The sequence below is a fragment of the Pseudoxanthomonas sp. z9 genome (genome assembly GCF_006542425.1).
In the GTDB taxonomy this organism is placed as follows: Bacteria; Pseudomonadota; Gammaproteobacteria; order Xanthomonadales; family Xanthomonadaceae; genus Pseudoxanthomonas_A.
Window position 1 is genome coordinate 67,749 of the sequence record NZ_VFID01000002.1, and the last position, 22,398, is coordinate 90,146.

The following is a 22,398-nucleotide window of genomic DNA, read 5'->3' on the forward strand; positions in this document are numbered from 1 at the left end:
AAAGCTGGTCTAATATCACTGATTGTTCTGATAATGGAACTATAGTCATGCAGCACGACCTCAACGACCTTTATTACTTCGCCATGGTGGTTGACCACGGCGGCTTCGCCGCGGCCGAGCGCGCTCTGGGCATTCCCAAGTCGCGGTTGAGCCGGCGTATCAGCCAGCTGGAGACCGATCTGGGCGTGCGCCTGCTGCAGCGTTCCACCCGCCGCTTCGCGGTGACCGACGTGGGCATGAGCGTGCACCGGCACGCGCAGACGATGCTGGCCGAAGCCCAGGCCGCGCGCGAGGTGGTCGATCGGCTCAGCGCCGAGCCGCGCGGCGTGGTGCGGGTCAGCGTGCCGGTGGCGGTGGCGCAGATGCAATTGCCGAAGATCCTGCCCAAGTTCCTCGACAAGTATCCGAAGGTGCGGCTGCAGCTGCACGTCAACAACCGACGCGTGGACATCATCAACGAAGGCTACGACGTGGCGCTGCGCGTGCGCGCCAAGCTCGACGACGATGGCAGCCTGGTGATGCGCAGCTTCGGCCAGATCCAGGAACTGCTGGTGGCCAGCCCGAAGTACCTCAATCGCGCCGGACGCCCTCAGGCGCCGGAAGATCTGACCAGCCACGTCACCCTGAGCATCAGCGAGGACGAGGCGCGCCAGCGCTGGGAACTGCACGGTCCGGATGGCGAGGTGCGCCGGGTTGAACTGCAGCCACGCCTGGCCGGTTTCGACTTCCCGCTGCTGCAGGCGATGGCGAAGGACGGCTACGGCATCACCCTGTTGCCGGAAACCGTCTGCGCCGAGGCCGTGCGCAAGGGCGAACTGGAAGTGGTGCTGCCGGAATGGTCGCTGCCGCAGGGCATCTGCCATGCCGTGTTCGCCTCCCGCCGCGGCCTGCTGCCGGCGGTGCGGGTGTTCATCGACTTCCTGGCCGAACACCTACCCCAGCAGATCGAGGCCTCGCGCCTGGACTGCGGTGGCAAGTGTTCAGAGGCCGCGGAAAAGGCGCTGGAACTGGCCCTGGACAACGCCCGGGCCGGCAAGGTCAAGAAGGCCTCGTAAGCATGCGTGCCGGCTTCATGCGAAAATGCGCGCCAGCGAAACCGGCGCCCATGTTTTAGCGCGGCGTTGAAACTACAACGGAGAGATGGCCGAGCGGTTTAAGGCACCGGTCTTGAAAACCGGCGAAGGGTCAAACCTTCCGTGGGTTCGAATCCCACTCTCTCCGCCAAACCCTTGCAGAACGCCCCCTGCGGGGGCGTTTTCATACCCGTCCATGGATTGACGTGGCAGTCGCCTGTAACCCACGGCGCCTGCACAGCGTCACTTTTTCTTCTTCGTCTGCACGCAGTTCTCCAGCCACAGCATCCGCTTGAAATCGTCGTAGCGGTGGAAGCTGCCGGTGAAGGTCGCATAGTCACCCTTGCGGAAAGTCAGCACGTTGGCGAGCTGGTTGGCGTTGAACAGGCAGGCCACGCCCACGCGGGGCTGGTCGTCGCCGGGCACCTTGATCAGTACCTCGCTCTCGTCGGGAATGTCGAAGGAGACGTTGTACTCGGCGCCATCCTCCTGGATGTAGTCCACGCGTCCCTTCAGGCTGTACTTGCGTCCCTTGTGGCGGGCGTTGACCACCAGCGCGTTGCCCTTGGCCTCGCGCGCGATCTCGCGGGAGAACACGTACACATCCTTGAACGTGGTGTCCGCCACATTCTGGGTGCGCGCGCCCTGCGCGCCGGCGGTCCTGCCTTCCTTGCCGCCCTTGATCTTCGCCATCAGCTGGCACATGTACGGACGCATCGAATCGGCCTTGGCGAACTGGCCCTTCTCGGTCTTGACCGTCATCTCCACCACCGCCGCGTTGCCCTCCTGGCTGACATTGATCAGCGTGGGGACGGCGCGGGTGAAATTGGTCGAGCGCTGTTCCACCAGCATCGTGCCGGTGCCCGCGTCCTCGGTGATCACGTCCATCTTCTCGGCGATCATGATGCCGCGGATCTGGCCCATCGCGTCGGCCACGGACAGATCCGACACCGTCACCTTGCTGGAGAAGTCGGCGCCGGAAAACACGCTGCCGGATTTGCTGAAATTGTCCTCGCATTCGCCGGCCCACGCGACCGGGGTCGCGCCCGCCAGGGCCAGGGGAAGCAAGAAAAGAAGTCGGTGTGCCATGGGATCCTCTCGTGGTGGAAGCCGTCGTCCTTGCGCGGAAGCCGTGGCTTCCTGGCGTTGTCCGCCCGGCGGGAGTGGGAGCATCTTTCGCGTCGAGGGGACAGGGCCGCCATCGGGCTGTGACGAACGGCACCGGACGCGTGACGAACGCCATGCGTGCCGACCGCCCCGAAAAAAGGCCCGCCGGACGCCTGTACGGCGCCGCGGCGGAGCGGTAGGGTGACGCCCGTGGACAAGCGCCCCTTCAAGATTCCCCTGATCGTCTGGATGGTCCTGCTGTGGTGGACCGCCTACTCGTTGATGTTCGCCAGCCAGGTGGTGGCAATGGGCGACACCGATGGCAAGCCGATCGCCTGGTCGCGCGCGCTGCATTTCAGCTTCGGTGGCTGGATGACCTGGGTGCCCTTCAGCCTGGGCATCCTCTGGCTGGTCAGGCGCTTTCCCATCGAGCGCGGGTCGGTCATGCGGGCGCTGGGTGTCCAGTCGCTGGGCGTGGCGGCCATCATCGTGCTGAAGGCCGCCTACGTCTACGTGACCGACCCGATCTTCCAGTGGTACGACGTCCTGCCGCATTTTGGCGAAGTGGTGGTCACCAGCATCCGCAACAACCTGATGACGGCATGGACGGTAATTGGCGTGGCGCACGCGTTCGTGTACTACGAGCGTTCGCGCGAGCGCGAAAAGCGCATCGCCGACATCGAGAAAAGCCTGGTTTCCACCCGGCTCGAAGCACTGCGCGCGCAGGTCAACCCGCACTTCCTGTTCAATGCGTTGAATTCGGTGGCGGAGATGGTGCATGTGGATCGGGATCTGGCCGATCGCATGCTGGTTTCGCTGTCGGCGCTGCTGCGCGACGGGCTCAAGCAGGACGAAATGCAGGAGCGGCCGCTGCGCGACGAACTGGCGGTGGTGGATCACTACCTGATGATCGAAAAGATCCGCTTGACCAGCCGTTTGCAGGTGCGCCGGGAAATCGATGCCGACTGCCTGGACGTGCCGGTGCCGGTACTGATACTGCAGCCGCTGGTCGAGAACGCCATCGTCCACGGCATCGCACGGCGCAAGTCTCCCGGCGGGTTGCTGATCCGGGCGAGGGTGATCCATCGCGCCCTTCATCTTGCCGTGGAGAACAGCGCCGAACCCGGCACCGCTACCGTCGCCGGCAACGGCGTGGGCCTGCGCGGCGTCGCCGGACGCCTGCAACTGCTGTATGGCGATCGGGCGCGCCTGTCGAGGCCGGATACCTCCCCCGACCGGTATCTGGTCGAGTTGGAAATCCCGTTGCCTGCGGCCGACGCGACGACGCTGGGCACCCGTCCGCTGGAGCGGGTGGCATGAGCCTGAAAGCCGCCATCGTCGATGACGAACCGCTGTCGCGCGCGCGCCTGCGCCGGCTGCTGGAAAAGGTCGCCGGCGGCAGCATCGCGGTGGTGGCCGAGTGCGTGGACGTGGAGGAACTGCTGGAGGCGGCCCGCAGGACCGCCATCGACGTGCTGTTCCTGGACATCGAGATGCCCGGCGGCGATGGATTTTCCGCGCTCACGCAATGGCGTGGACCGCAGCCGCTGGTGGTGTTCGTCACCGCCTATCACGAACACGGCGCGCGCGCCTTCGATGCCCGCGCGGTGGACTATCTGTTGAAGCCGCTGTCGGCCGAGCGCCTGCAACAGACGGTGGAGCGCCTGCGCGAGCGCCTGGCATTGCAGGGCCTGCAGGTGGCGACGGTCGACGACGGTGTGCGCCGGATTCCGCTGCAAGTCGGGCAGCGCGTGCAACTGGTGCCGGAGAGCCAGATCAACGTCGTCGAGGCGCAGGGCAACTACCTGGACATCGACTGCCAGCAGGGACGCTACACCCTGCGTCGCACGCTGGCGTCGTTCGAGGCGGAACTGGACGCGCTGGCGTTCCTGCGCGTGCACCGCTCGACCATTGTCCGCGCGGGCGCGATCCGGGAAATCATGCCGATGGGGTCGGGCCGCTACCGGATCGACCTGCATACCGGACGCCGGTTGGTCAGTGGCCGCAACTACCGCGATCAGATCCACGGCTTGATCCGCCGTGGCATTCCGGTGCCGTCACCGGCGTAGCGCTCCCAGCGACCGCATCAATCCGTTCCGGTCAACCGCACCAGCGGTGGTGGCGCCTTGTCCTTCACCTGCGGCGTGAGGGCGGCGACGGCCTGCGCGTGTCGATTGGCGTCATGCGCGGCGATCACCAGCAGCATGGCGAGCAGCGCGATGCTGTACTCGCTGCCGCCGACGCCGTGCTCGCCGACGAACCAACCGTTCTTCCAGTGGATGAGCAGGATGCCGACGCCGGCAATCACCGCCAGGCCCGACGCCGCCCAGCGCACGCCGAGGTTGAGTACGAGCAGCGTGCCGGCGGTGAGTTCGTACAAAGTGATTGCCCAGACCCAGGCCGAGCCGTGCGGGAATCCCTGCGCCTCCATGAATTCGGCGAAACGGGGAATCGTGCCGTTGAAGATGCGGACCGCAGCATGGGCCATGAACAGGACCGCGGTGACGATGCGCAGGAGCTGCAGGCTGGTTCCGGCACGGATCCAGGGATAGCCGTTGAACAGGGAATGCATGGGCGATGTTCCGGATGGCGGGCGCGGGGAGCGGCCACGATGAACATCCGCGCGTCGCGGGACAACGCGGCTGGGACAAAGGGCACGGCCGGGGTGACCAAGCGGAAGCCGGCGCGGGCACTTGCGCCCGGTCCCTTGCCGGGCTAATACTTAGCCAACATGGAAACTATTTGGCGCGCCATCCCGGCACGCCTCCCCCGGAGGACATCGATGGACCTGGTGCTCTACTACCATCCGCTCGCCTCGTTCTGCCACAAGGTGCTCATCGCGCTGTACGAGCACGGCACGCCCTTCGAGGGCGTCATCGTCCGGCACGACAACGCCGATTCGCTGGATGCGTTCCTGGAGGTCTGGCCGGTGGGTAAGATGCCGGTGCTGCGCGATGTGCGCCGCGACGCGGTGATTCCGGAATCCAGCATCGTGGTGGAGTACCTGGACCAGCACTATCCCGGGCTGCGCCCCATGTTGCCGACGGAGCCGGAAGCCGCATTGCAGGTGCGGCTATGGGATCGGTTCTTCGACCACTACGTCCATCAGCCGGTACAGAAAGTCGTCATCGACCGCCTCCGCGGCGACGGTGAGCACGACGCACGCGGCGTGGCCGAAGCGCTGGCCACGCTCGATAGCGCCTATGCCATGCTGGAAAAGCAACTGGCCGGACGCGAATGGATCACCGGCGACACTTTCAGCCTGGCCGACTGCTCCGCGTCGCCGGCGCTGTTCTATGCCGGCATCGTGCACCCGTTTCCGCCCGGACTCGGCGCGCTGGCGGCCTATTTCGAACGCCTGATGGCGCGGCCCTCGGTGCGCCGCACCTATGACGAGGCGCGGCCTTACTTCGATCTTTTTCCCTATCGCGAGCGGATACCCGCACGCTTCCTGCAACCGCTGGAGACGGACTGACCATGGCGGCGCAGGCTTCCGAACGCCTGGACGCGCTGTTCCATGCGCTGGCCGACGACAGCCGGCGGCGGATGGTCGATCAACTCAGCCAGGGACCGGCTTCGGTATCGGAGCTGGCGCGCCCACTGGACCTGGCGATGCCGTCGGTGGTCAAGCACCTGGCCGTATTGGAGCGGGGCGGACTGGTGGCCTCGGAGAAGCAGGGGCGCGTGCGCACGTTCCGGTTGATACCGGGCGCGCTGGCCCAGGTCGAAGCGTGGGCGGCTCAACGCGAGCGTAGCTGGCGGCGTCGCTTCGACCGGCTGGAAGCCTTCCTCGCCCGCACCGGATCCGATGACGCGGATTCCTCCCGCTGAAACTGCCCAAGGAGCATCGCATGCCGCCCCTTTCTGAACTGTCCGAGGCACACACCCACTTCCGCATCGATCGCAAGCTGCCGGCAACGCCGGCGCGGGTGTTCGCGGCGTGGTCGCAGGCCGAGGCCAAGCAGGCGTGGTTCTCCTGCCACGACGACTGGAACAACGCCGGCTACGCGCTGGATTTCCGCATCGGCGGCAGCGAATACAACCAGGTCCATGACAGCGATGGACTCGCGCACGTGTTCCGTGCGCATTTCCTCGACATCGTGCCCGAGCGGCGCATCATCTACGCCTACGACCTGCTGCTGGGCGAGCGGCGCATCTCGGTATCGCTGGTGACGGTGTCGCTGCGGCCCGATGCCGGCGGCACGCTGATGTCGTTCACCGAACAGGTCGTGTTCCTGGACGGCTATACCGATCATGGCGAACGCCGCGAGGGGACCGAAGTCGGACTGGAGAAACTGGCGGCCTGGCTCGCCGGGAACTCCGACGCCATCGCCGGCTAGCGTTTGCGCGTTCCATCGAGGCGGGCGTCGAGCATCGCTTTCACCTCGGGACGTTCGAAGCCGATGTCCAGTTCGCCGTCGCTGATCTTGCGCGCATAGGCGTCGCAGGCGTGGCGCCGGCGGGCGGGTTCATCGACCTGTTCCATCTCCTCGGCGAAGGTGCCGGCGACCTCTTCGACCGCAGCCATGAGCGCGGCTTCGGCTTCTTCGCGGGTGACGCCGAACTGGCGCACGCCCATCGCGTAGGTCTCCTCGCGCAGGGCAGGGCCCAGATCCACGTAGGCCTGGTTGCGTTGCCGCCAGGCGCGGATGCTGTCCAGCCCGGTGGCGGCGAAGCCGGCGTCCTGGCGGGTGCAATAGTCGAGAATCCTGCTGACCGTTTCGGTGCGGGTGGTGACGTTCTGCGCCGCGCGCAGCAGGATCTGCTGTTCCTCCGACAACGGCGCTTCCTGCGCCGATGCGGTAGCCGTTGCCAGGCACAGCGCCGCGCCGACCCATCCCATGGTGTTCGTCTTCATCGATGTTCCCCCATGGCGGCCGCTGTGGACCGCCGTTGAGCCGATTCCCCGCCGCCACTCTAGCGTGGCGCGCGGGGACAGGCGAGGAGGGAAAGCGGGAAAGTTCCGGGCGCGCCGCCTCTACATGCGGGTGATCGAAACGCCGCCATCGACCAGCAGCGCGGTGCCGGTGGTGAAGGAGGAGGCGTCGGACGCCAGATACAACGCCGAGCGCGCCTGTTCCTCCGGCGTGGCGGTGCGCTTGAGCGCGTGCAGGTTCTCGACGAAGGCCCAGGATTCCGCGGTGCCGTTCATCGCCCGTGCCATCGGCGTGTCGGTGCCACCAGGCAGCAGCGCGTTGACACGGATGCCTTCGGCGCCGAACTCCGCCGCCAGGGCGCGGGTCAGGCCGAGCAGGCCGGCCTTGCTCGCCGCGTAGGCGGCCGCGCCGGGCAGGCCGACCGTGTGGCCGACGAAGGTCGACGTGAAAATCAGCGAGCCGCCACCGCGTGCCTGCATCGCCGGCAATTGGTGTTTCGCGGCCAGGAACGCGCTCGTCAGGTTGATGTCCAGGGTGTCGCGCCAGCCCTGTACGGAGACGTCCAGCGTCGGTCCCATCTCGCCAAGCGTGCCGGCGTTGTTGAACGCGATGTCGAGTCCGCCGAAATGTTCGGTCGCCGCGCGTACCGCGGCCTGGGTGCAGCTTTCGTCACGCACGTCGCCGGCGACCGCGAACGCTTCACCGCCCTCGTCGACGATGGCGGAGACCAGCCGGCGCAGGCCCTCCTCGCCGCGTGCGACCGCGACGATGCGGGCGCCTTCGCGCGCGAACAACCGGGCACTGGCTTCGCCGATGCCGGAACTCGCGCCGGTGACGATGGCGACCTTGCCTTGCAGAACCTTCATGGAGAATCCTCGTGGAGAAGAGGCGCCAGTGTGTCGGCGATGCCTTCCGGCGACTCTCCGGTTCTTGCGCCTCCGGCGACGGGATGCCGCCGGAGGCCATTCATTGCCCGGGGATCAGGCCGCCCGGCGGAACTCTCCGAGCACGCCATGCAGCGGCACATGTCCCTGGAATCCACCCGCGGACACCGCCGGGCGCCCGGCTTCGATCGCATGCGCGAAGATCACCGCCGGATCGGATTCCAGCTTGTCGAACAGGCGCTGCAGGTTCGGGTAGTCGCGACGGTCGATCAGGTCGTGGTACTTCGTCCAGCGGGCGATGCCGACGAAGTAGGCATCGGCCAACGTGCGCCGATCACCGAGCAACCAGGGACGGTCGCCCAGCAGCTGTTCCAGCAAGGCATGCGCGCGTACGACCTTGCCGCGACCATACTCGCGCAGTACCTGTTTCTCCGCGCCTTCGCTGCCGTGCTCCAGCGCATGCCACAGCGGGCTGAAGGCGTTGAAGAACGTGGTGTTGAGGAACGCCAGCATCTGGTTGAGCCGATCGAAGCCCGGAGTGCCTTGGGCGAATGCCAGCCCGGTGTCCAGGCCGCGTGCGCCGAGATGGCTGAGGATGGCCATGCTTTCGCTGACGATCTCGCCGTCCTTGGTGATCAGGGTGGGGGTTTCACCGGCCGGATTCAGACGCCGGTAGTCATCGCCGGTGACTTCCTCGGGCATGGCAATCCGACTGAGCCGATAGGGCAGGCCAAGCCATTCCAGCGCGACGATGGAACCGAAGGAGCAGCCCGAGGGCACGCCATACAGCAGGGTGGTAGTGGTGGTGGTCATGGAAGAAGATCCTTGGAGTGGAGAGGGAAGTCCCGGCCGGTGAAGAAACGATAAAGTCGTGGACTTTGCCCGTGTAGTACGCAAAATGGCGACTTATCGTCCACATCCATGGACTTCCGGTGCTGAACCTCAATGACCTGCTGTTCTTCGTCGCCGCCGTCGAACACGGCGGTTTCGCGCCGGCATCGCGCCGGCTGGGTCTGCCCAAGTCGACCCTGAGCAAGCGCGTGGCCGAACTGGAAGAAGCGCTGCAAGTGCGCTTGATCCATCGCACCTCGCGCAGCTTCACCCTGACCGACATCGGGCGGGACTTCTACGAGCATGCCCGTGCCTCGATCATCGAGGCCGAGGCCGCGCAGGACATCGTGCGCCAGCGGGTGGCCGAGCCCAGCGGCACCGTGCGCATGACCGCGTCCGTGCCGGTGGCGCAGGGACAACTGGCGGCGCACCTGCCGCGGCTGGCGCAACGGTTCCCGCGCCTGCGTCTGCAACTGGACGTGACCGATCGCTTCGTGGACGTGGTCCAGGAAGGTTATGACATCGCCGTGCGCAGCCATTTCGCACCGTTGCCCGATTCGGGACTGGTGCAGCGACGGATCGTCCAGGAAAGCATCGTACTGGTGGCTTCGCCCGGCTATCTGGACGCCCACGGAATGCCGGCGGAGCCGGGAGCACTCGAGGGGCACGATGGCCTGTTGAGTGGTGCCGGCGCGATGCGCTGGACGCTCATGCGGGAGGATGCGGACGCGCGAACGGTGCAGGTGACGCCACGGCCGCGCATGATTGCCAATGAATCGCAGGTGCTGCGGGCGGCTGCCGGCGCCGGCTTGGGTATCGCCTGCCTGCCGGAATCCTTGTGCCGGCCGGATCTGGATGGAGGCGCGTTGTCCCGTGTTTTACCGGGGTGGCATGCTGGGCGGGTGAGCACCACGCTGGTGATGCCGCACCGGCGCGGGCAACTGCCCGGCGTGCGCGCGGTCGTGGATTTCCTGGTCGAATCATTGGGCCGCGACTGAGGCGCCACACCGGGAACGGCGCGGCGCGCGATGGACAAGCCGATCAGGCGGGCGCGAACAGCGCATTGAGCTGGCCATAGCCCATCGCCTGCGGATCCGCCGGCATACCGGCTCCCCCGGTGAGGAACGACTGCGCACGCCGTTGCAGATGACCGGCGACCGATTCGGCGAGATCCGAGCCGGCGCTGAGGCGACGCACGCCGCACTGGCGAAGTCGTTCGGGATCCGGCAAGGCCGTGCGCCACAGGACATTCAAGGGCAGGCCCGCACCCTGGGCGATGGCGGTGATCTCGGGTTCCTCGACCACGCCCGGCACGAACAGCCCATCGGCGCCAGCCTCGCGGTAGAGCGCTGCGCGCGCCAGGGTTTCCTGCACGCTGGCCGCACCCACCGGAGCGAGCCGGCGCAGATAGACGTCGGTGCGCACGTTGACGAACACGTCGCTGCCCGCGTCCCGGCAACGCTCGCGGATGCGCGCGATCTTGGCGCACAGCACGGCGGGATCGTCTTCGCCGTCCTCGAGGTTGATGCCCGACACGCCCCGCCGGACCAGTAGCAGCACGGTGTCGGCGACGGTGTCGGGATCATCCGAGTAGCCGCCTTCGATATCGACGGTCAACGGCGTCGACAGGACACGGACGATGCTGTCGACGCTGTCCAGCAGCCGCGCGACCGGCAGATGGTCGCCGTCCGGATAGCCCTGCGACCATGCCAGGCCCGCGCTGGTGGTGGCGCTGGCGCGTGCGCCCAGCGATTCAATCAGGCGCGCGCTGCCCGCGTCCCAGGCGTTGGCGAGCAGCAGCAGCCCATCGGCGTGCAACTGGCGAAAGAGGGCGGTGTGTTCGGCGGTGGTTGGCATGCTGGTGGTCCTGAGGGGAATGCCGCGATGCTGCCACAGCCGGCATGCATGGACTCACCGTTTTCGGCCGTCATCGGGCCATCGCAAAAAAAGAAAGGTCCGGCACCATCCAGGCCGGACCTTGAAGGGGGAGGTTCCCGGGCCGCTTCCGCTTGCTCAAAGGCGGCGCCCGTTTTCCATTGCAGAGCGGTCATCCTGACCGTCGCAGGGCGTGCTTCCGGGAACGCGTCCAGAATGCCGCGGCGCACGCGACCAGTCAGTCGGTGCAATGCCCGACCTGCTGTAGGAAAAATCCGATGTCCCGGGACCCAGGTCAGGCACGCAGCCGGCGCACGCCACGGAACAGGCGCCATTTGCCGTCGCCTCCCTCTACATTGATCGCGTAGTCGAGGCCTTGCTGTTCGCGTTGCCAGGCAAGCTTGCTGGCGTAGGCGAGCGCTGAAATGCGCGACGGAAAATGCAGGGGTTCGGATTCGTTGATCGACAGCAGGAAGCTGCCATCGTGGCCGGGCGAATGGGGGAGATCGAGCGTCATCATGGCGCGGCAAGGCAGCATCGGTTGCCGACAGGCTAGCGACAGGGATGTCATCTCCGTGCAAAGAACGCCTGCGCCTTTGGTATGACCCGCACGTGTGCGGGATACGTTTTCTCTACACGGGTTCTTCGCGCCGGAGCACGTATAAATCCCGGAAGTGGCAGGTGCCGATCACCCCGGCCCACTTCCCGGACCGGCCGATGACCCGGGAGCCGCCAGAGAGCCCAACGTCCGCGCACAGGCGCGGATGCCCGGCGGTCAGTCGCGAGCCCGACACCGTCGCCGTCCGGAAAGCCGGGGCGGTTCTCGCAAGCCGCCCCGGCAAGGTTCTCCTTTCCCGGTGTGTCCTAGCGCGCGGCGGCGTCCCATTCGCGCAATCCCTGCTCGATGACATCCAGGGCATCGTCCACGCGTCCGTCGTCGAGTTCGGCGACGGTGTCACGCGGGCTGTGAATGACCTGCATGACCTTCGGCGCGGTGGCAGGTTGCTTGCCGCCGAAGACCGCCAGGATGGGGTCGATTTCGTCGCGTCCCACCAGTGAGAAGGAAACCGCCGGCCATTCCTGCTTGAGGAAGGCGAGATGGTCGGTGGGCGGGTAGTGTTCACCCGGCTGGAATCCCAGCTTGCGCCCCGTGCTCGCCCCGCGCAGCGCGGCGATCAGCGGGGAATCGGCCTGCGGTGACATCATCCACAGGGTATCGCCCCAGCCGAACACGTCGAAGTTGACATACAGCGCGGGTTTCTCGCGTCCCGGCGTGGTGACGTAGGCGTGCGAACCGAGCAGGCCGGCTTCCTCCAGATCCCAGAACGCGATCTGCACGCGATGGTTGGCCAGTGGCCGTGCCTTCAGGCGCGCGGCCAGTTCCAGCACCGCGGCGGAACCGGATGCGTTGTCGGTCGCGCCGTGGCCGACCGCGACGCGATCGTAGTGCGCGCCGATCAGCAGCAGCGGTGCATCGGCTTTTCCGCCCAGGTCGGCGAGCAGATTGCGACCGTGCTTGTTCTTCTGTTCGAAGGCCTCTTCGCGCCAGGTCACGCCCATGGCGTCCAGGCGATTGGTGATGGCCTGTCCGCGGGCGGCGGTATCGGCGCCCGCGCTGATGCGGGCGACCTGGCCTTTCCATTCCGCCGCATCGCCGCCGTCGGCGGCGCAGACGGGCAGGGCAACCAGCAGCAACAGGCCGGCCCAGAACGGGCGTGCCGATGTTTTCGATGTCATTCAAGGCTCCTTCCGAAGGCGTGAACGGCGAGTATGCATGAGCCGGGAACCAGGACGATGCATGACCAGTGGGAGGTCATCGCGTCGCGCATGGACGGCTAGAATGTGAGTTGCGATGGCCGCATTCCGGGAATACGCTCGGTGTTGAGCCGAGGCTCGGAAGGGGATGTGGCATGACGATTCGAGTGTTCCTGATTGATGATCACGCGCTGGTGCGAACCGGCATGCGGATGATCCTTGCGCAGGAAACCGATTTCGAGGTGGTGGGCGAAGCCGAGAGCGGCGAGGAGGCCCTGCCGGTCATCCGCAAGCTGAAGCCCGACGTGGTGCTGTGCGATCTGCACCTGCCCGGTTACAGCGGGCTGGAAGTGACCGAGCGCATCGTGCGCGGCGATCAGGAAACGCGGGTGATCATCGTGTCGGTGCTGGAAGACGGGCCGTTGCCCAAGCGCCTGCTGGAAGCTGGCGCCTCCGGCTATCTGGGCAAGGGCGGCGACGCCCAGGAGCTGATCCGCGCGGTGCGCGACGTCGCGCGCGGCAAACGTTACCTGGGCAGCAGCGTGGCCCAGAACCTGGCGTTGCTCAACGTGGCCGGGGATGGTTCTCCTTTCGACGCACTCTCGCCCCGTGAGCTGGAAGTCGCCATGCTGCTGATCCAGGGTTTGCGCCAGGAAGAAATCGCCAAGCGCCTGAGCCTGAGCGCCAAGACCGTCAACACGCACAAGACGCGCCTATTCGAGAAGGCGGGCGTCACCGATAACATCGCCTTGGCGAGGCTGGCCGCCCAGTACGGATTGCTGGACCCGGCAAAATCGCTCTAGCGAGGCGTTTTATCCGGTGCCGGGTGCGCATCGGGTCTTTCCTGCGGACAAAAGAAAACCGGCTGTCGCCAGCCGGTTTTCGTCGTGCCGATGCATCTGGAGATGTCAGGCGCTGCGCTCGTTCTCCGGATGATCCGGATCCACCGGCTGCTCTTCATCGTCGTTATGGGCGATGCCGGTCGAGGTCTCCGGCGCGGTCGGCTTGGGCGTGGCGACGGGTTCGAACAGGCCGCGCGTCACCGACGGTGGAGTGTCCGCATCCAGCGCGAAGAACAGCGAGCCGGTGGTGCCGCGCGGTGGCGCGGAAGGCGTCGCCGGCTGGGCGGCCGGAGCCGGCTCCGCTCGTTCGGCGCGTGCCTGCTCGCTGGCCGGCTCGGCCACGACTTCAGTGCTGGTCGCCACCGGAGTGGAGGCCACCTCGATCGGAGCGGGCGTGGCGGCCGGGGCTTCGGGCGCGGGGGCCGTGGACGCAACCGGAGGAGACTCCGTCGCGATGTCCTGCTGGACCGCCTGGACGATCTCGTTGCCGGCCTGCGCTTCGACCTCCACGGTTTCGGCGATGACGGCACGCACATCGCCGTTGTCCGCGACCGCGGCGACTTCGGCACGCGCTTCGGCAACGACTTCGACCGGTGCCGTCGGGACGACCGTGGGAGTGGTCTGCGTCACGGCAGCCGTCGCGGGCTTGTCCTGGTTCGGCGCGGCCGAAGCGGGCGTCACCGGCGCGACAGCGGCGGGACGGGACGGCGCGGCCGTCGGTTCCTCGTCGTCGAAATCGAACTCCGGTTGCGAACGGCTGGCGACCGCATCCTGTTCGTCCGGCCCCAGATCCGAAAGATCGTCGCCGGCTTGATCGTCGGCCAGCGTCGCGCCCTCGGCATTGCCACGACGACGACGACGGCCACCGCGGCGGCCACGGCGACGACGTCCGCCACCTTCGCCCTGCGCGGCATCACCGGCGGCGCCTTCATCGGACGCGGTCGTCACACCGTCCTGATTGCTTGCGTCCACCGCGGGTTCGGCGATGGTCTCGGACGGAACATGCGGCTGCGGACGCGGGACTTCCGCCGGGGCGACCGCGGTCACGGCTGCGACCTTGCTCACCTCGGCTTCGGCGGGAGCAACCGCAACCGGCGAAGCGGTTTCAGGCTTCGAGGCCGGGGCGGCCTGCGGTTTTTGCGCCGGCTGGGCCTGTTCGCCGCGCGGCGGCTTCGGTGCCTGCTGCTGGGTCTGGCCTTGTTGACCCTGGCCCTGCTGGCGGGGCGCCTGCGGCTGCGATTGCTGCCTCTGCTTGGGCTGCTGCTGTCCCTGCTGCTTGGGCTGCTGTTCGTTGCGCGGCTTCTGCTGCGCGTTCTGCGGGTTCTGGCCGCCGGCGTTGTTCTGCTGGCCCTTGCCGCGGCCTTCCTCGCGGCGCTGCTGGCCATTGCCGCCGCGCCCCTGGCCCTGCTGCTGGCGGCCGTCGCGGCGCTGGCCGCGATCATTGCGCTCGTTGCGCGGCTGGCGGTTGTCCTGCTGACGCGGCTGCGGCGCGGGTGCCGGCGCACTTTCGGCGCCGACCAGTCGCTTGAGCCAGCCGAACAGGCCGCCGGAAGCCGGCGCGGCGACCGGCGCCGGGGCAGGCGTGGGTGCGACCGGAGCGGGCGCCGGGGTTTCGCGTTCCTCGCGCACCGGCGCGGGCTGAGAGTGCTTCACATGGGTCACCGCCGGGGCGGCCGGGATGTTCAGCTGTGCCTTGGTCAGCGCATGCACCGGCAACTTGCGCGGGGTGCCGCGCTGGTAGCTGGGCTTGGTGGTTTCCTCGCCCAGTTCGTTCTCGCGGACGCGCGTGACTTCGTAGTGCGGGGTGTGCAGCGCCTCGTCGGCAACGATGATGATCGGCGCGTCGTGGCGGGTCTCGATTTCGCGCAGCGCGCTGCGCTTCTCGTTGAGCAGGAAATTGGCGATTTCCACCGGCGCCTGGACCAGGACCTGTCCGGTGTTTTCCTTCATCGCGTGCTCCTCGGCGACGCGGATGATGGACAGCGACAGCGACTCCACGCTGCGCATGCGGCCGTGGCCGTCGCAGCGCGGGCAGACGATCTGGCTGGATTCGCCCAGCGACGGACGCAGGCGCTGGCGGCTCATTTCCATCAGGCCGAAGCGCGAGATGCGGCCCAGCTGCACGCGGGCGCGATCGTACTTCAGCGCGTTTTGCAGGCGGTTCTCGACCTCGCGCTGGTGCTTGTTGCTCGACATGTCGATGAAGTCGATCACCACCAGGCCGCCCAGATCGCGCAGGCGCAGCTGGCGGGCCACTTCCTCGGCCGCCTCCAGGTTGGTGTGGAACGCGGTCTCCTCGATGTCGCCGCCCTTGGTGGCGCGCGCCGAGTTGACGTCGATGGCGGTCAGCGCCTCGGTCTGGTCGACCACGATGGAGCCGCCGGAGGGCAGGCGGACATTGCGTTCATACGCGCCTTCGATCTGGGATTCGATCTGGAAGCGGTTGAACAGCGGGATGTCGTCCTTGTAGTGCTTGAGCTTGCGCAGGCTCTGCGGCATGACCTGCTGCATGAACTCGCGCGCGGTCTCGTGCAGTTCCTCGGTGTCGACGAGGATTTCGCCGATGTCCGCGCGCAGGTAGTCGCGCAGGGCGCGCACGATCAGGCGCGACTCCTGGTAGATCAGGAACGGTGCCGGCTTGGTCAGCGCGGCCTCGGCAATCGCCTTCCAGACCTGCAGCAGGTAATCCAGGTCCCACTGCAGTTCCTCGGCATCGCGGCCGACGCCGGCGGTGCGGATGATGACGCCCATGTCGTCGGGGATGGCCAGCGAGTCCATGGCCCGCTTCAGCTCGGCACGGTCATCGCCCTCGATGCGGCGCGACACGCCACCGGCGGTGGGCGAGTTGGGCATCAGCACCATGTAGCGGCCGGCCAGGGAGATGAACGTGGTCAGGGCGGCGCCCTTATTGCCACGCTCGTCCTTGTCCACCTGGACGACGACTTCCTGGCCTTCGCGCAGCAGTTCGCGCAGGCCGGCCTTGTTGTGGTCGACCCCGGCCTGGAAGTAATCGCGGGAGATTTCCTTCAGCGGCAGGAAGCCATGCCGGTCGGCACCGTAGTCGACGAAGGCGGCTTCGAGGGAGGGTTCGAGCCGGGTGATGCGGCCCTTGTAGATATTGGACTTCTTCTGCTCTTTCGACGGCTGTTCGATATCGATGTCGTAAAGGGTCTGGCCGTCCACGATGGCGACGCGCAGTTCTTCAGCCTGCGTCGCATTGATCAGCATGCGTTTCATTGTTTGCGTTCCTCGCGCGCTACTACCGCGCGGAACGCCATGGCGTTTCGCCTCTGGAACGGTGCTCCGCCCCTTGCGCAGGCGCAGCGGGGCGGGTTGGGTTTCCAGCGCTACGACACCACGGCAGGCCGCGGGAGCGCTTTTTTTTCAAAGTGTGTTACGGGCCGGCGGCAGCTTCCCAACCAGTGGTGGCGCCGCGCGGGACATGTTCAGCTACGGGCGCCGTCACGCGTCCGGCGGTATCCGGGTTCGCCGGCAAGCCGCTAACATGGCCGCCCCTGGGGCGGTGGCCGCGCGCCTGCCGGAATCGCGGGAAGCCGGGCTTCTGGCCCACGGCTTGCTTCCAAGCCGACAACTCCCTGCGAAATCAAACCCTTATCTCGCCCGCCGAGTGTAACAGAATAATAGTGACCATGACCGCTCCGCCCCCCGCCTCATCGCCCCCCGCCGGAACCAAAGCCGCCGTCCGCCTGGTCAGGGTGCCCGAGGATCGCGGCGGCCAGCGGCTGGACAACTTCCTGCTGGGCCAGCTGAAGGGGGCGCCGCGCAGCCTGGTCTACAAGCTGGTCCGAAGCGGGCAGGTCCGGGTCAACGGTGGCCGGGCCAAGGCGGAACGGAAACTGGAGGCGGGCGATGAGGTCCGGATTCCCCCCGTCAATCTCACCGAAGTTGGAGACAAGGCACCGCCGCCGACCGGGTTCCTGCAACGGATGGAGGCGGCAATCGTGTTCGAGGACGCCCGCCTGCTGGTCATCAACAAGCCGTCCGGAGTGGCCAGTCACGGTGGCAGCGGGATCAGCCATGGCGCCATCGAGACCATGCGCGCCCTGCGCCCGGGACAGACACTGGAGCTGGTCCACCGCCTGGACCGGGATACCTCCGGCCTGCTGATCATGGCCAAGAAGCGTTCCGCGCTGTCCGAACTGCAGGCGCTGATGCGCGAGAACGACAGCGACGAGGGGCGCGGCATCGAGAAGCGCTATCTGACCCTGTTGGTGGGGCGGATGCCGGACGGCGTGATGAGCGTGGACGCGCCCTTGCATGTCGGCCTGCGCCAGGGCGGCGAGCGGCATGTGCAGGTCAATCCCGCCGGCAAGGCGTCGCTGAGCCATTTCCGTGTACTGGAGCGGCGCGGCGGGCACTCCTATTGCGAGGTCGTCATCGAGACCGGCCGCACCCACCAGATCCGCGTGCATGCGCAACACCTCGGGCACCCGGTGGCCGGGGACGACAAGTACGGCGATCCGGCGGTCAACAAGCGCCTGCGCGATCAAGCCGGTCTGAAGCGGCTGTTCCTGCACGCCGCCTCGCTGGAATTCGCGCTCGACGGCGGCAAGACGCCCTATCTGCTCAACGCGCCGCTGGCACCGGAATTGGCGGAAGTGCTGAACCGGCTGGGGTGAGCCGCCGGCCAATGAGCGGGCTGGGCTCGCGCCGGCGTCCATGCCAGCAACCATCCCGGCGGCGCGGGTTCACCCCTGGCGTTGCGAATCCAGCGCGAAGCACTGGTTCGGCCGTTCCGCGGGCGGGGTGAAGGTCACCGGCACCTGGATCGTCTGGCTGACCGCCTGGCCATTGCGGGTTGCGGCCTTGAACTGCCAGCCATGCACCGCCTTCTGCGCCGCCTCGTCCAGCGCCGGTTGGCCGCTGCTCTTGAACACGCCGACTTCGGTCGGGATGCCTTCGATGCCGACAACGACCTTCAGGGTCGATACGCCGCCGATGCCGGCACAGGCCAGTTCAATCGGATACTCGGGCGGGGGAGTATCGACCGCCGCAAGCTCGGTCGGTGCCGCCACCGGCGCGGTCGGGGTACCGGAACCTCCGCAGGCGGACAGCATTGCCGCCAGCACGGTGCAAGTCGCCAACTGGGGAAGAATTCTCATCAGGGAGCTCCGGTGACCAGTGCCTCGGCCTTGGCCGCGCAGATGAAGTCGTTTTCGCTGAGTCCGCCAACATCGTGGGTCGAATAGCGGACCACCGCGCGGTTGTAATGTACGCCCAAATCCGGGTGATGGTCCTCGCGGTGGGCGACGTAGGCCAGCGCGTTCACGAACGCCATGGTCTCGTGGTAGTTGGCGAACGCGAAGGTCTTGCACAGCGCATGGCCGTCCTCGACCAGCTCCCAGCCGGGCAGTTCCGGCATCAGTTCGGCGATGCGGGCCTGGCCCAGCTTGTGCTCGCCGCCGCGCAGGGGCACGCAATGGGCCTGGGCGAGGGGGATCAGGTCGGTCATGGGTCCTCCGAAAGGCCGGTCCGCTGAACGCCGGCACACGTTACGATGGTCCGGACGGGCAAGCCCCGACCGGAACGCTAGAATACCCCGCATGATCCAGATTTCCGACAGCGCACAGGCCCATTTCCGCAAACTGATCGAGCGCGAGTCGCTGCCCGGTCTCGGTGTGCGGCTCAGCGCGGTGCATGCGGGCACTCCGCGCGCCGATGCGCGTCTGGAGTTCGCCGAACCGCGCGATCTGGCCGGCGACGAGTGGGCGGTGGACTGCGACGGATTCACCCTGTACGTGCAGGCCGACAGCGTGGCCTGGCTGGATGGGGCCGAGATCGACTACGTCTACCAGGGCGCCAGCACCCAGCTGACCATCAAGGCACCCAAGATCAAGGGCGAGGTGCCCGCCGAGTCCGCCTCGCTGGTCGAGCGCGTGCGCTGGGTGGTGGAGAACGAGATCAATCCGCAGCTGGCCCAGCACAAGGGCAAGGTGGCGGTGGAGCAGGTGACCGGCGAAGGCGTGGTGTACCTGCGCTTCGGCGGCGGTTGCCATGGTTGCGGCATGGCCGACGTGACCCTGAAGCAGGGCATCGAGAAGACCCTGCTCGCGCGCGTGCCCGGCGTGACGGCGGTGCGCGATGCGACCGATCACGATACCGGCGCGGCTCCCTACATTCCCCGCGGCAACGCGGCCTGACGCAGCCCCGCGCCGGTGACGCGAGCCGCCGAACTCATCATCCAGGCGCTGTTGCCGCGCAAGGCGGCTCCCATACTCGAGCGTCACACCGGCCTGCCGTATGGCTGGGGACTCTGGCTGCGCGCGCTGCCGGAACGGCTCGGCATCATCACCCGCGAAAGGTCCGAAGCCATCGTCACGGATCTGATGCTGCGACCGCCGCCGCCACCCGGCGCGATTGCGCCGGCGCTGGGGTTCTGGGGCGGTCTGCGTTCGCTGTTCTACCAGGACTGGGATCCACCGCCGCGCGAGGAACGCGGCATCCGCTGGCTGGCCGGTTTCACCAGTCTGCTGATGCACCTGTTGTTCGTGCTGCTGCTGGTCTGGGTCGCGGTGGTGCGCCTGCCGCCCTCGCCGGCGGAAGCCGGCGACAGCAGCCGCGTGCAGGTCGAATTCGTCGGTCGCGGCACGCCGGAGGAAACCGGTGGCGGCGCGCCGCAGGCAACCGCTTCGCCGGCGCCGGCCGCTTCCGGTGGCGAGGCCGCGAGCCAGGATGCCAGTACGGTGGCCACGCCCCGGCGGATGCCCGAGTTCGTGCCGCCGTCGCCGACGCTGGCGACCGAAACACCGCAGGTGCGCGAACGCGAGGTTGCCGAGCCGGCACCGCAGGCGCCGCAGCCGGTGCAGGTGACCGAAGTGCCGGCGCCAACCACCGAGTACGTGTTGCCGCCGCCCAACCTGCGTCGCGACGCGGTCACCGCGCCGACGATCACCCCGCGCGAACTGAGCGTGCCGCAGCGCGAGGTCACCGTGCTGGAAACCCCGGCGGTACCGCGCGTGGAGACGCAGCGCGGGATCTCCGCACCGCAAATCAACCGACCGGTGCCGCAGGTGCAGGAGCGCGAGGTCGCCGCGCCGTTGCCACAGGTGCGCACGGCGCAGGTGCCGACGCGGGTGGCGCCGGTGCGCGATCTGCAACAGCCGGCCCCGGGCGTGCGCGAACGCGAGATTCCGGCGCCGCGCCCGGCCACGACGCAGGGCAATGCCAGTGCGGCGAGCACGCCGGCCCCGGCCACCGCCCGCGATACCGGCACAGGTTCGCAGGCGGCCACGCCTTCGGCGTCGAAAGGCCTGCAGCCCGGGGCGACACGATCGGGACCGGCGCAGGCCGATCGCAGCGGCGGCTGGGCCACACCGCAGCGCGGCGATGATTGGGGGGCTTCGCGGCGCAATGTCGCTGGCGACAGCGGCGCCAATGCCGGGCAGAAGCCGGGCCTGTTCAACGCCGATGGCAGCGTGCGGGTGCCGACCGGCGCCGGTGCCGGTGAGGGGCCGGCAACCGCCAGCGAGCGCGGCGCGCCTGGCGGCGGAAACGACCAGTGGACGCGCGAGAAGATCGACAGCTCCGGCACCTGGCTCCAGCGTCCACCCTACGACTACGAACCGACCAGCTTCGACAAATACTGGGTCCCGAACGAATCGCTGCTGGCCGAATGGGTCCGGCGCAACATCCGCGAAGCGGTGATTCCAATTCCCGGCACCCGCAAGAAAATCCGCTGCGTGGTGTCCGTGCTGCAACTGGGCGGCGGCTGCGGGCTGTTCGATCCCAACCTCAACGAACAACCGGCTTCGGCGCGACCGCCACCGGAAATCCCCACCAAGCGGACGCCGATTCCCACCGATTCCTGATGCCGGGCGCCACGGGTGTAGCCGTTCGTGGCGCGGTATACGACTTGGAGAAACATCTGGCGTTTTCGGACCAACCATCCAGCGATGGCATCACAATGATGCAAGACCGCATGGCATGCGGCACCCGGCCCGAATCCAGGCCCGATGAGGGGGGCCGGGCGTTGCGGATATCGCCGACGCAAAAAGAAACGGAGCCTTGCGGCTCCGTCTCCAACGAGGATGTTTTCCTGCTGTCGCGCTTCAGTGCACGCCGTGCAGGTCGCGCAGCTTGGACTCGCGCGAACCGAAGTAGGCGGCCAGATCCGAGATGTCCTGGTCGCTCAGGCCGGCGGCCTGCGGCGACATCAGCGCGTGCTGGCGATCGCCGGCGCGGTACGCCTGCAGCGCATGCGCGATGTAGTCGGCGTACTGGCCACCCAGCTTCGGGTAGGTGCCGTCGATGGGCGCATTGCCGTCCGCACCGTGGCAGTCGATGCAGCTCTGACCGGTGGCCTTGCCCTTGGCATTGGCCAACTGCTCGCCGGCGGCGATACGACCCGCCGGGAGGCCGGCGGAGGAACTGGAACCGTGCTCGCCGCTGGCGTGGCCGGGATCGGCGGCGGCGGTCTCGTTGGTTTCCACCTTGGAGCATGCCGCCAGGGCGAAGGCGGCGAGCAGGGCGATGGCTAGACGCTGGGCGTGCTTGGCGTTGGGCATGGCGATTACTTGACCGTGGAAAGGAAGGCGGCGATGTCGGCGATGTCCTGATCCGAGAAGCTTTCGGACTGCGCCTGCATGGTCGGGTGCTTGCGGGCCCCCTTCTTGTATTCGGTCAGCGCATTGACCAGATATTCGGCCGACTGGCCGCCGATGCGCGGCACGTGGTAGTTCGGGTAGGCGTTCTTGTAGCCGGTGATGCCGTGGCAGCCCTGACAGGTGTAGGTCAGGGTCCGGCCCTTGTCGGCGTTGCCGGTGATCGGCGCGGCGGCGGGGGCGGCGGGAGCAGCCGCCGGAGCCGCAGCAGCAGGCGTCGGCGCGGGCGCGGCGTCGCTGGTGGGGGTCTGGGCGGTCAGGGCGGCCATCGGCAGGGCGGCGGCCAAGGCAAGGCAAGCGGCGAGCGGAAGCGGTCGCATCATGTCGTTAATCCGGGACTCTCATTTGCGCGCGCCGCGTCCAACCGCAGCGCTTGGCTTCGCGAAGTATAACGTTAACGTCACGAATGCCGCCATCCGCCGGACGGTCACGCCGGTGCCGCACGGTCGATGCACCCTTGGCGGCAACCGGATCCGGTCACGCCGCGCACATCGTCGCCGCAAAAGCGGCCATTACGGAAGCTGGTCACCATG

At 67.5% G+C, this 22,398-nt stretch carries 24 protein-coding genes and 1 tRNA gene; 12 read left to right on the forward strand and 13 right to left on the reverse strand.

What is annotated here, in order from left to right:
- The first annotated feature begins 47 nt into the window (after window positions 1-47).
- Both FG323_RS01280 and FG323_RS01285 read left to right on the forward strand, forming a co-directional pair.
- Window positions 48-1,055, forward strand: a complete 1,008-nt coding sequence (locus FG323_RS01280; protein ID WP_141452629.1) for a LysR family transcriptional regulator — start codon at window positions 48-50, stop codon at window positions 1,053-1,055.
- Between the two features lie 79 nt (window positions 1,056-1,134).
- Window positions 1,135-1,224: transfer RNA gene (locus FG323_RS01285), tRNA-Ser, on the forward strand.
- A gap of 92 nt (window positions 1,225-1,316) precedes the next feature.
- Here the strand turns inward: FG323_RS01285 and FG323_RS01290 are convergent.
- Entirely contained in the window at window positions 1,317-2,141 is an 825-nt protein-coding gene (locus tag FG323_RS01290) for a hypothetical protein (RefSeq protein WP_141452630.1), read from the reverse strand.
- A 249-nt stretch (window positions 2,142-2,390) separates the two neighbouring features.
- Between FG323_RS01290 and FG323_RS01295 the strand changes: the two genes are divergently transcribed.
- Together FG323_RS01295 and FG323_RS01300 are read left to right on the forward strand one after the other, a co-directional pair.
- The gene (locus tag FG323_RS01295; RefSeq protein ID WP_141452631.1) at window positions 2,391-3,500 is read left to right on the forward strand and encodes a histidine kinase; all 1,110 of its coding nucleotides are present in this window, start codon (window positions 2,391-2,393) and stop codon (window positions 3,498-3,500) included.
- Window positions 3,497-4,249, forward strand: a complete 753-nt coding sequence (locus tag FG323_RS01300; RefSeq protein WP_141452632.1) for a LytTR family DNA-binding domain-containing protein — start codon at window positions 3,497-3,499, stop codon at window positions 4,247-4,249. Before FG323_RS01295 ends, FG323_RS01300 begins: the two co-directional genes overlap by 4 nt.
- A gap of 17 nt (window positions 4,250-4,266) precedes the next feature.
- Here FG323_RS01300 and FG323_RS01305 read toward each other — a convergent pair whose 3' ends face one another.
- Entirely contained in the window at window positions 4,267-4,752 is a 486-nt protein-coding gene (locus FG323_RS01305) for a DoxX family protein (protein WP_141452633.1), read from the reverse strand.
- Window positions 4,753-4,962: 210 nt separating this feature from the next.
- Between FG323_RS01305 and FG323_RS01310 the strand changes: the two genes are divergently transcribed.
- From FG323_RS01310 to FG323_RS01320, 3 genes are read left to right on the forward strand one after another with little or no spacing between them, the layout of a single operon-like run.
- A complete protein-coding gene (locus tag FG323_RS01310; protein WP_141452634.1) occupies window positions 4,963-5,655 on the forward strand; it encodes a glutathione S-transferase family protein in 693 nt (230 codons plus the stop codon).
- Between the two features lie 2 nt (window positions 5,656-5,657).
- Window positions 5,658-6,011, forward strand: coding sequence for a metalloregulator ArsR/SmtB family transcription factor (locus tag FG323_RS01315; RefSeq protein ID WP_141452635.1), 354 nt, complete (start codon window positions 5,658-5,660; stop codon window positions 6,009-6,011).
- Window positions 6,012-6,031: 20 nt separating this feature from the next.
- On the forward strand, window positions 6,032-6,520 hold the full coding sequence (locus FG323_RS01320) for an SRPBCC family protein (RefSeq protein WP_141452636.1): 489 nt from the start codon (window positions 6,032-6,034) through the stop codon (window positions 6,518-6,520).
- On the opposite strand, the gene FG323_RS01325 is transcribed toward FG323_RS01320, so the two are convergent.
- The 3 genes from FG323_RS01325 to FG323_RS01335 form a co-directional block, all read right to left on the reverse strand.
- Window positions 6,517-7,038 (reverse strand): hypothetical protein, encoded by a 522-nt coding sequence (locus FG323_RS01325; protein WP_141452637.1) that lies wholly within the window; start codon window positions 7,036-7,038, stop codon window positions 6,517-6,519. The two genes, FG323_RS01320 and FG323_RS01325, sit on opposite strands and share 4 nt — an antisense overlap.
- A 120-nt stretch (window positions 7,039-7,158) precedes the next feature.
- The gene (locus tag FG323_RS01330) at window positions 7,159-7,923 is read right to left on the reverse strand and encodes an SDR family oxidoreductase (RefSeq protein WP_141452638.1); all 765 of its coding nucleotides are present in this window, start codon (window positions 7,921-7,923) and stop codon (window positions 7,159-7,161) included.
- Between the two features lie 114 nt (window positions 7,924-8,037).
- Window positions 8,038-8,754, reverse strand: a complete 717-nt coding sequence (locus FG323_RS01335) for a glutathione S-transferase family protein (protein WP_141452639.1) — start codon at window positions 8,752-8,754, stop codon at window positions 8,038-8,040.
- A 119-nt stretch (window positions 8,755-8,873) separates the two neighbouring features.
- Between FG323_RS01335 and FG323_RS01340 the strand changes: the two genes are divergently transcribed.
- Window positions 8,874-9,770, forward strand: a complete 897-nt coding sequence (locus FG323_RS01340) for a LysR substrate-binding domain-containing protein (protein ID WP_141452640.1) — start codon at window positions 8,874-8,876, stop codon at window positions 9,768-9,770.
- Between the two features lie 43 nt (window positions 9,771-9,813).
- On the opposite strand, the gene FG323_RS01345 is transcribed toward FG323_RS01340, so the two are convergent.
- The 3 genes from FG323_RS01345 to FG323_RS01355 form a co-directional block, all read right to left on the reverse strand.
- Entirely contained in the window at window positions 9,814-10,629 is an 816-nt protein-coding gene (locus tag FG323_RS01345) for an isocitrate lyase/phosphoenolpyruvate mutase family protein (protein WP_141452641.1), read from the reverse strand.
- A gap of 313 nt (window positions 10,630-10,942) precedes the next feature.
- Complete coding sequence (locus FG323_RS01350; RefSeq protein WP_141452642.1) at window positions 10,943-11,164, reverse strand: hypothetical protein; 222 nt, start codon at window positions 11,162-11,164, stop codon at window positions 10,943-10,945.
- Between the two features lie 347 nt (window positions 11,165-11,511).
- On the reverse strand, window positions 11,512-12,384 hold the full coding sequence (locus tag FG323_RS01355) for a M28 family metallopeptidase (protein ID WP_141452643.1): 873 nt from the start codon (window positions 12,382-12,384) through the stop codon (window positions 11,512-11,514).
- A 173-nt stretch (window positions 12,385-12,557) separates the two neighbouring features.
- On the opposite strand from FG323_RS01355, the gene FG323_RS01360 reads away from it, so the two are divergent.
- Entirely contained in the window at window positions 12,558-13,205 is a 648-nt protein-coding gene (locus tag FG323_RS01360) for a response regulator (protein WP_141452644.1), read from the forward strand.
- A gap of 105 nt (window positions 13,206-13,310) precedes the next feature.
- Here FG323_RS01360 and FG323_RS01365 read toward each other — a convergent pair whose 3' ends face one another.
- A complete protein-coding gene (locus FG323_RS01365; protein WP_141452864.1) occupies window positions 13,311-16,472 on the reverse strand; it encodes an Rne/Rng family ribonuclease in 3,162 nt (1,053 codons plus the stop codon).
- 422 nt (window positions 16,473-16,894) lie between these two features.
- Between FG323_RS01365 and FG323_RS01370 the strand changes: the two genes are divergently transcribed.
- Window positions 16,895-17,884: an RluA family pseudouridine synthase gene (locus FG323_RS01370; protein ID WP_141452645.1), complete on the forward strand. Its 990-nt coding sequence runs from the start codon at window positions 16,895-16,897 to the stop codon at window positions 17,882-17,884.
- A gap of 69 nt (window positions 17,885-17,953) precedes the next feature.
- On the opposite strand, the gene FG323_RS01375 is transcribed toward FG323_RS01370, so the two are convergent.
- Both FG323_RS01375 and FG323_RS01380 read right to left on the reverse strand, forming a co-directional pair.
- Entirely contained in the window at window positions 17,954-18,322 is a 369-nt protein-coding gene (locus FG323_RS01375) for an energy transducer TonB (protein WP_255469983.1), read from the reverse strand.
- Window positions 18,323-18,366: 44 nt separating this feature from the next.
- Window positions 18,367-18,717, reverse strand: a complete 351-nt coding sequence (locus tag FG323_RS01380; protein ID WP_141452647.1) for a 4a-hydroxytetrahydrobiopterin dehydratase — start codon at window positions 18,715-18,717, stop codon at window positions 18,367-18,369.
- A gap of 91 nt (window positions 18,718-18,808) precedes the next feature.
- Here FG323_RS01380 and FG323_RS01385 point away from each other — a divergent pair, with 91 nt between their 5' ends.
- Both FG323_RS01385 and FG323_RS01390 read left to right on the forward strand, forming a co-directional pair.
- On the forward strand, window positions 18,809-19,405 hold the full coding sequence (locus FG323_RS01385; protein ID WP_141452648.1) for an NfuA family Fe-S biogenesis protein: 597 nt from the start codon (window positions 18,809-18,811) through the stop codon (window positions 19,403-19,405).
- Between the two features lie 15 nt (window positions 19,406-19,420).
- Entirely contained in the window at window positions 19,421-21,073 is a 1,653-nt protein-coding gene (locus FG323_RS01390; RefSeq protein WP_141452649.1) for a hypothetical protein, read from the forward strand.
- Between the two features lie 240 nt (window positions 21,074-21,313).
- Here FG323_RS01390 and FG323_RS01395 read toward each other — a convergent pair whose 3' ends face one another.
- The gene (locus FG323_RS01395; RefSeq protein ID WP_141452650.1) at window positions 21,314-21,769 is read right to left on the reverse strand and encodes a cytochrome c; all 456 of its coding nucleotides are present in this window, start codon (window positions 21,767-21,769) and stop codon (window positions 21,314-21,316) included.
- A 5-nt stretch (window positions 21,770-21,774) separates the two neighbouring features.
- Window positions 21,775-22,185, reverse strand: a complete 411-nt coding sequence (locus tag FG323_RS01400; protein ID WP_141452865.1) for a cytochrome c — start codon at window positions 22,183-22,185, stop codon at window positions 21,775-21,777.
- Window positions 22,186-22,398 lie beyond the last annotated feature (213 nt).

Coding starts and splice junctions, on each gene's coding strand:
- FG323_RS01280 (WP_141452629.1), top strand. CDS start 48: ATGCAGCACGACCTCAACGACCTTTATTACTTCGCCATGGTGGTTGAC.
- FG323_RS01300 (WP_141452632.1), top strand. CDS start 3,497: ATGAGCCTGAAAGCCGCCATCGTCGATGACGAACCGCTGTCGCGCGCG.
- FG323_RS01305 (WP_141452633.1), bottom strand. CDS start 4,752: ATGCATTCCCTGTTCAACGGCTATCCCTGGATCCGTGCCGGAACCAGC.
- FG323_RS01310 (WP_141452634.1), top strand. CDS start 4,963: ATGGACCTGGTGCTCTACTACCATCCGCTCGCCTCGTTCTGCCACAAG.
- FG323_RS01315 (WP_141452635.1), top strand. CDS start 5,658: ATGGCGGCGCAGGCTTCCGAACGCCTGGACGCGCTGTTCCATGCGCTG.
- FG323_RS01320 (WP_141452636.1), top strand. CDS start 6,032: ATGCCGCCCCTTTCTGAACTGTCCGAGGCACACACCCACTTCCGCATC.
- FG323_RS01325 (WP_141452637.1), bottom strand. CDS start 7,038: ATGAAGACGAACACCATGGGATGGGTCGGCGCGGCGCTGTGCCTGGCA.
- FG323_RS01330 (WP_141452638.1), bottom strand. CDS start 7,923: ATGAAGGTTCTGCAAGGCAAGGTCGCCATCGTCACCGGCGCGAGTTCC.
- FG323_RS01335 (WP_141452639.1), bottom strand. CDS start 8,754: ATGACCACCACCACTACCACCCTGCTGTATGGCGTGCCCTCGGGCTGC.
- FG323_RS01345 (WP_141452641.1), bottom strand. CDS start 10,629: ATGCCAACCACCGCCGAACACACCGCCCTCTTTCGCCAGTTGCACGCC.
- FG323_RS01350 (WP_141452642.1), bottom strand. CDS start 11,164: ATGACGCTCGATCTCCCCCATTCGCCCGGCCACGATGGCAGCTTCCTG.
- FG323_RS01355 (WP_141452643.1), bottom strand. CDS start 12,384: ATGACATCGAAAACATCGGCACGCCCGTTCTGGGCCGGCCTGTTGCTG.
- FG323_RS01360 (WP_141452644.1), top strand. CDS start 12,558: ATGACGATTCGAGTGTTCCTGATTGATGATCACGCGCTGGTGCGAACC.
- FG323_RS01365 (WP_141452864.1), bottom strand. CDS start 16,472: ATGCTGATCAATGCGACGCAGGCTGAAGAACTGCGCGTCGCCATCGTG.
- FG323_RS01370 (WP_141452645.1), top strand. CDS start 16,895: ATGACCGCTCCGCCCCCCGCCTCATCGCCCCCCGCCGGAACCAAAGCC.
- FG323_RS01375 (WP_255469983.1), bottom strand. CDS start 18,322: ATGCTGTCCGCCTGCGGAGGTTCCGGTACCCCGACCGCGCCGGTGGCG.
- FG323_RS01380 (WP_141452647.1), bottom strand. CDS start 18,717: ATGACCGACCTGATCCCCCTCGCCCAGGCCCATTGCGTGCCCCTGCGC.
- FG323_RS01385 (WP_141452648.1), top strand. CDS start 18,809: ATGATCCAGATTTCCGACAGCGCACAGGCCCATTTCCGCAAACTGATC.
- FG323_RS01395 (WP_141452650.1), bottom strand. CDS start 21,769: ATGCCCAACGCCAAGCACGCCCAGCGTCTAGCCATCGCCCTGCTCGCC.
- FG323_RS01400 (WP_141452865.1), bottom strand. CDS start 22,185: ATGCGACCGCTTCCGCTCGCCGCTTGCCTTGCCTTGGCCGCCGCCCTG.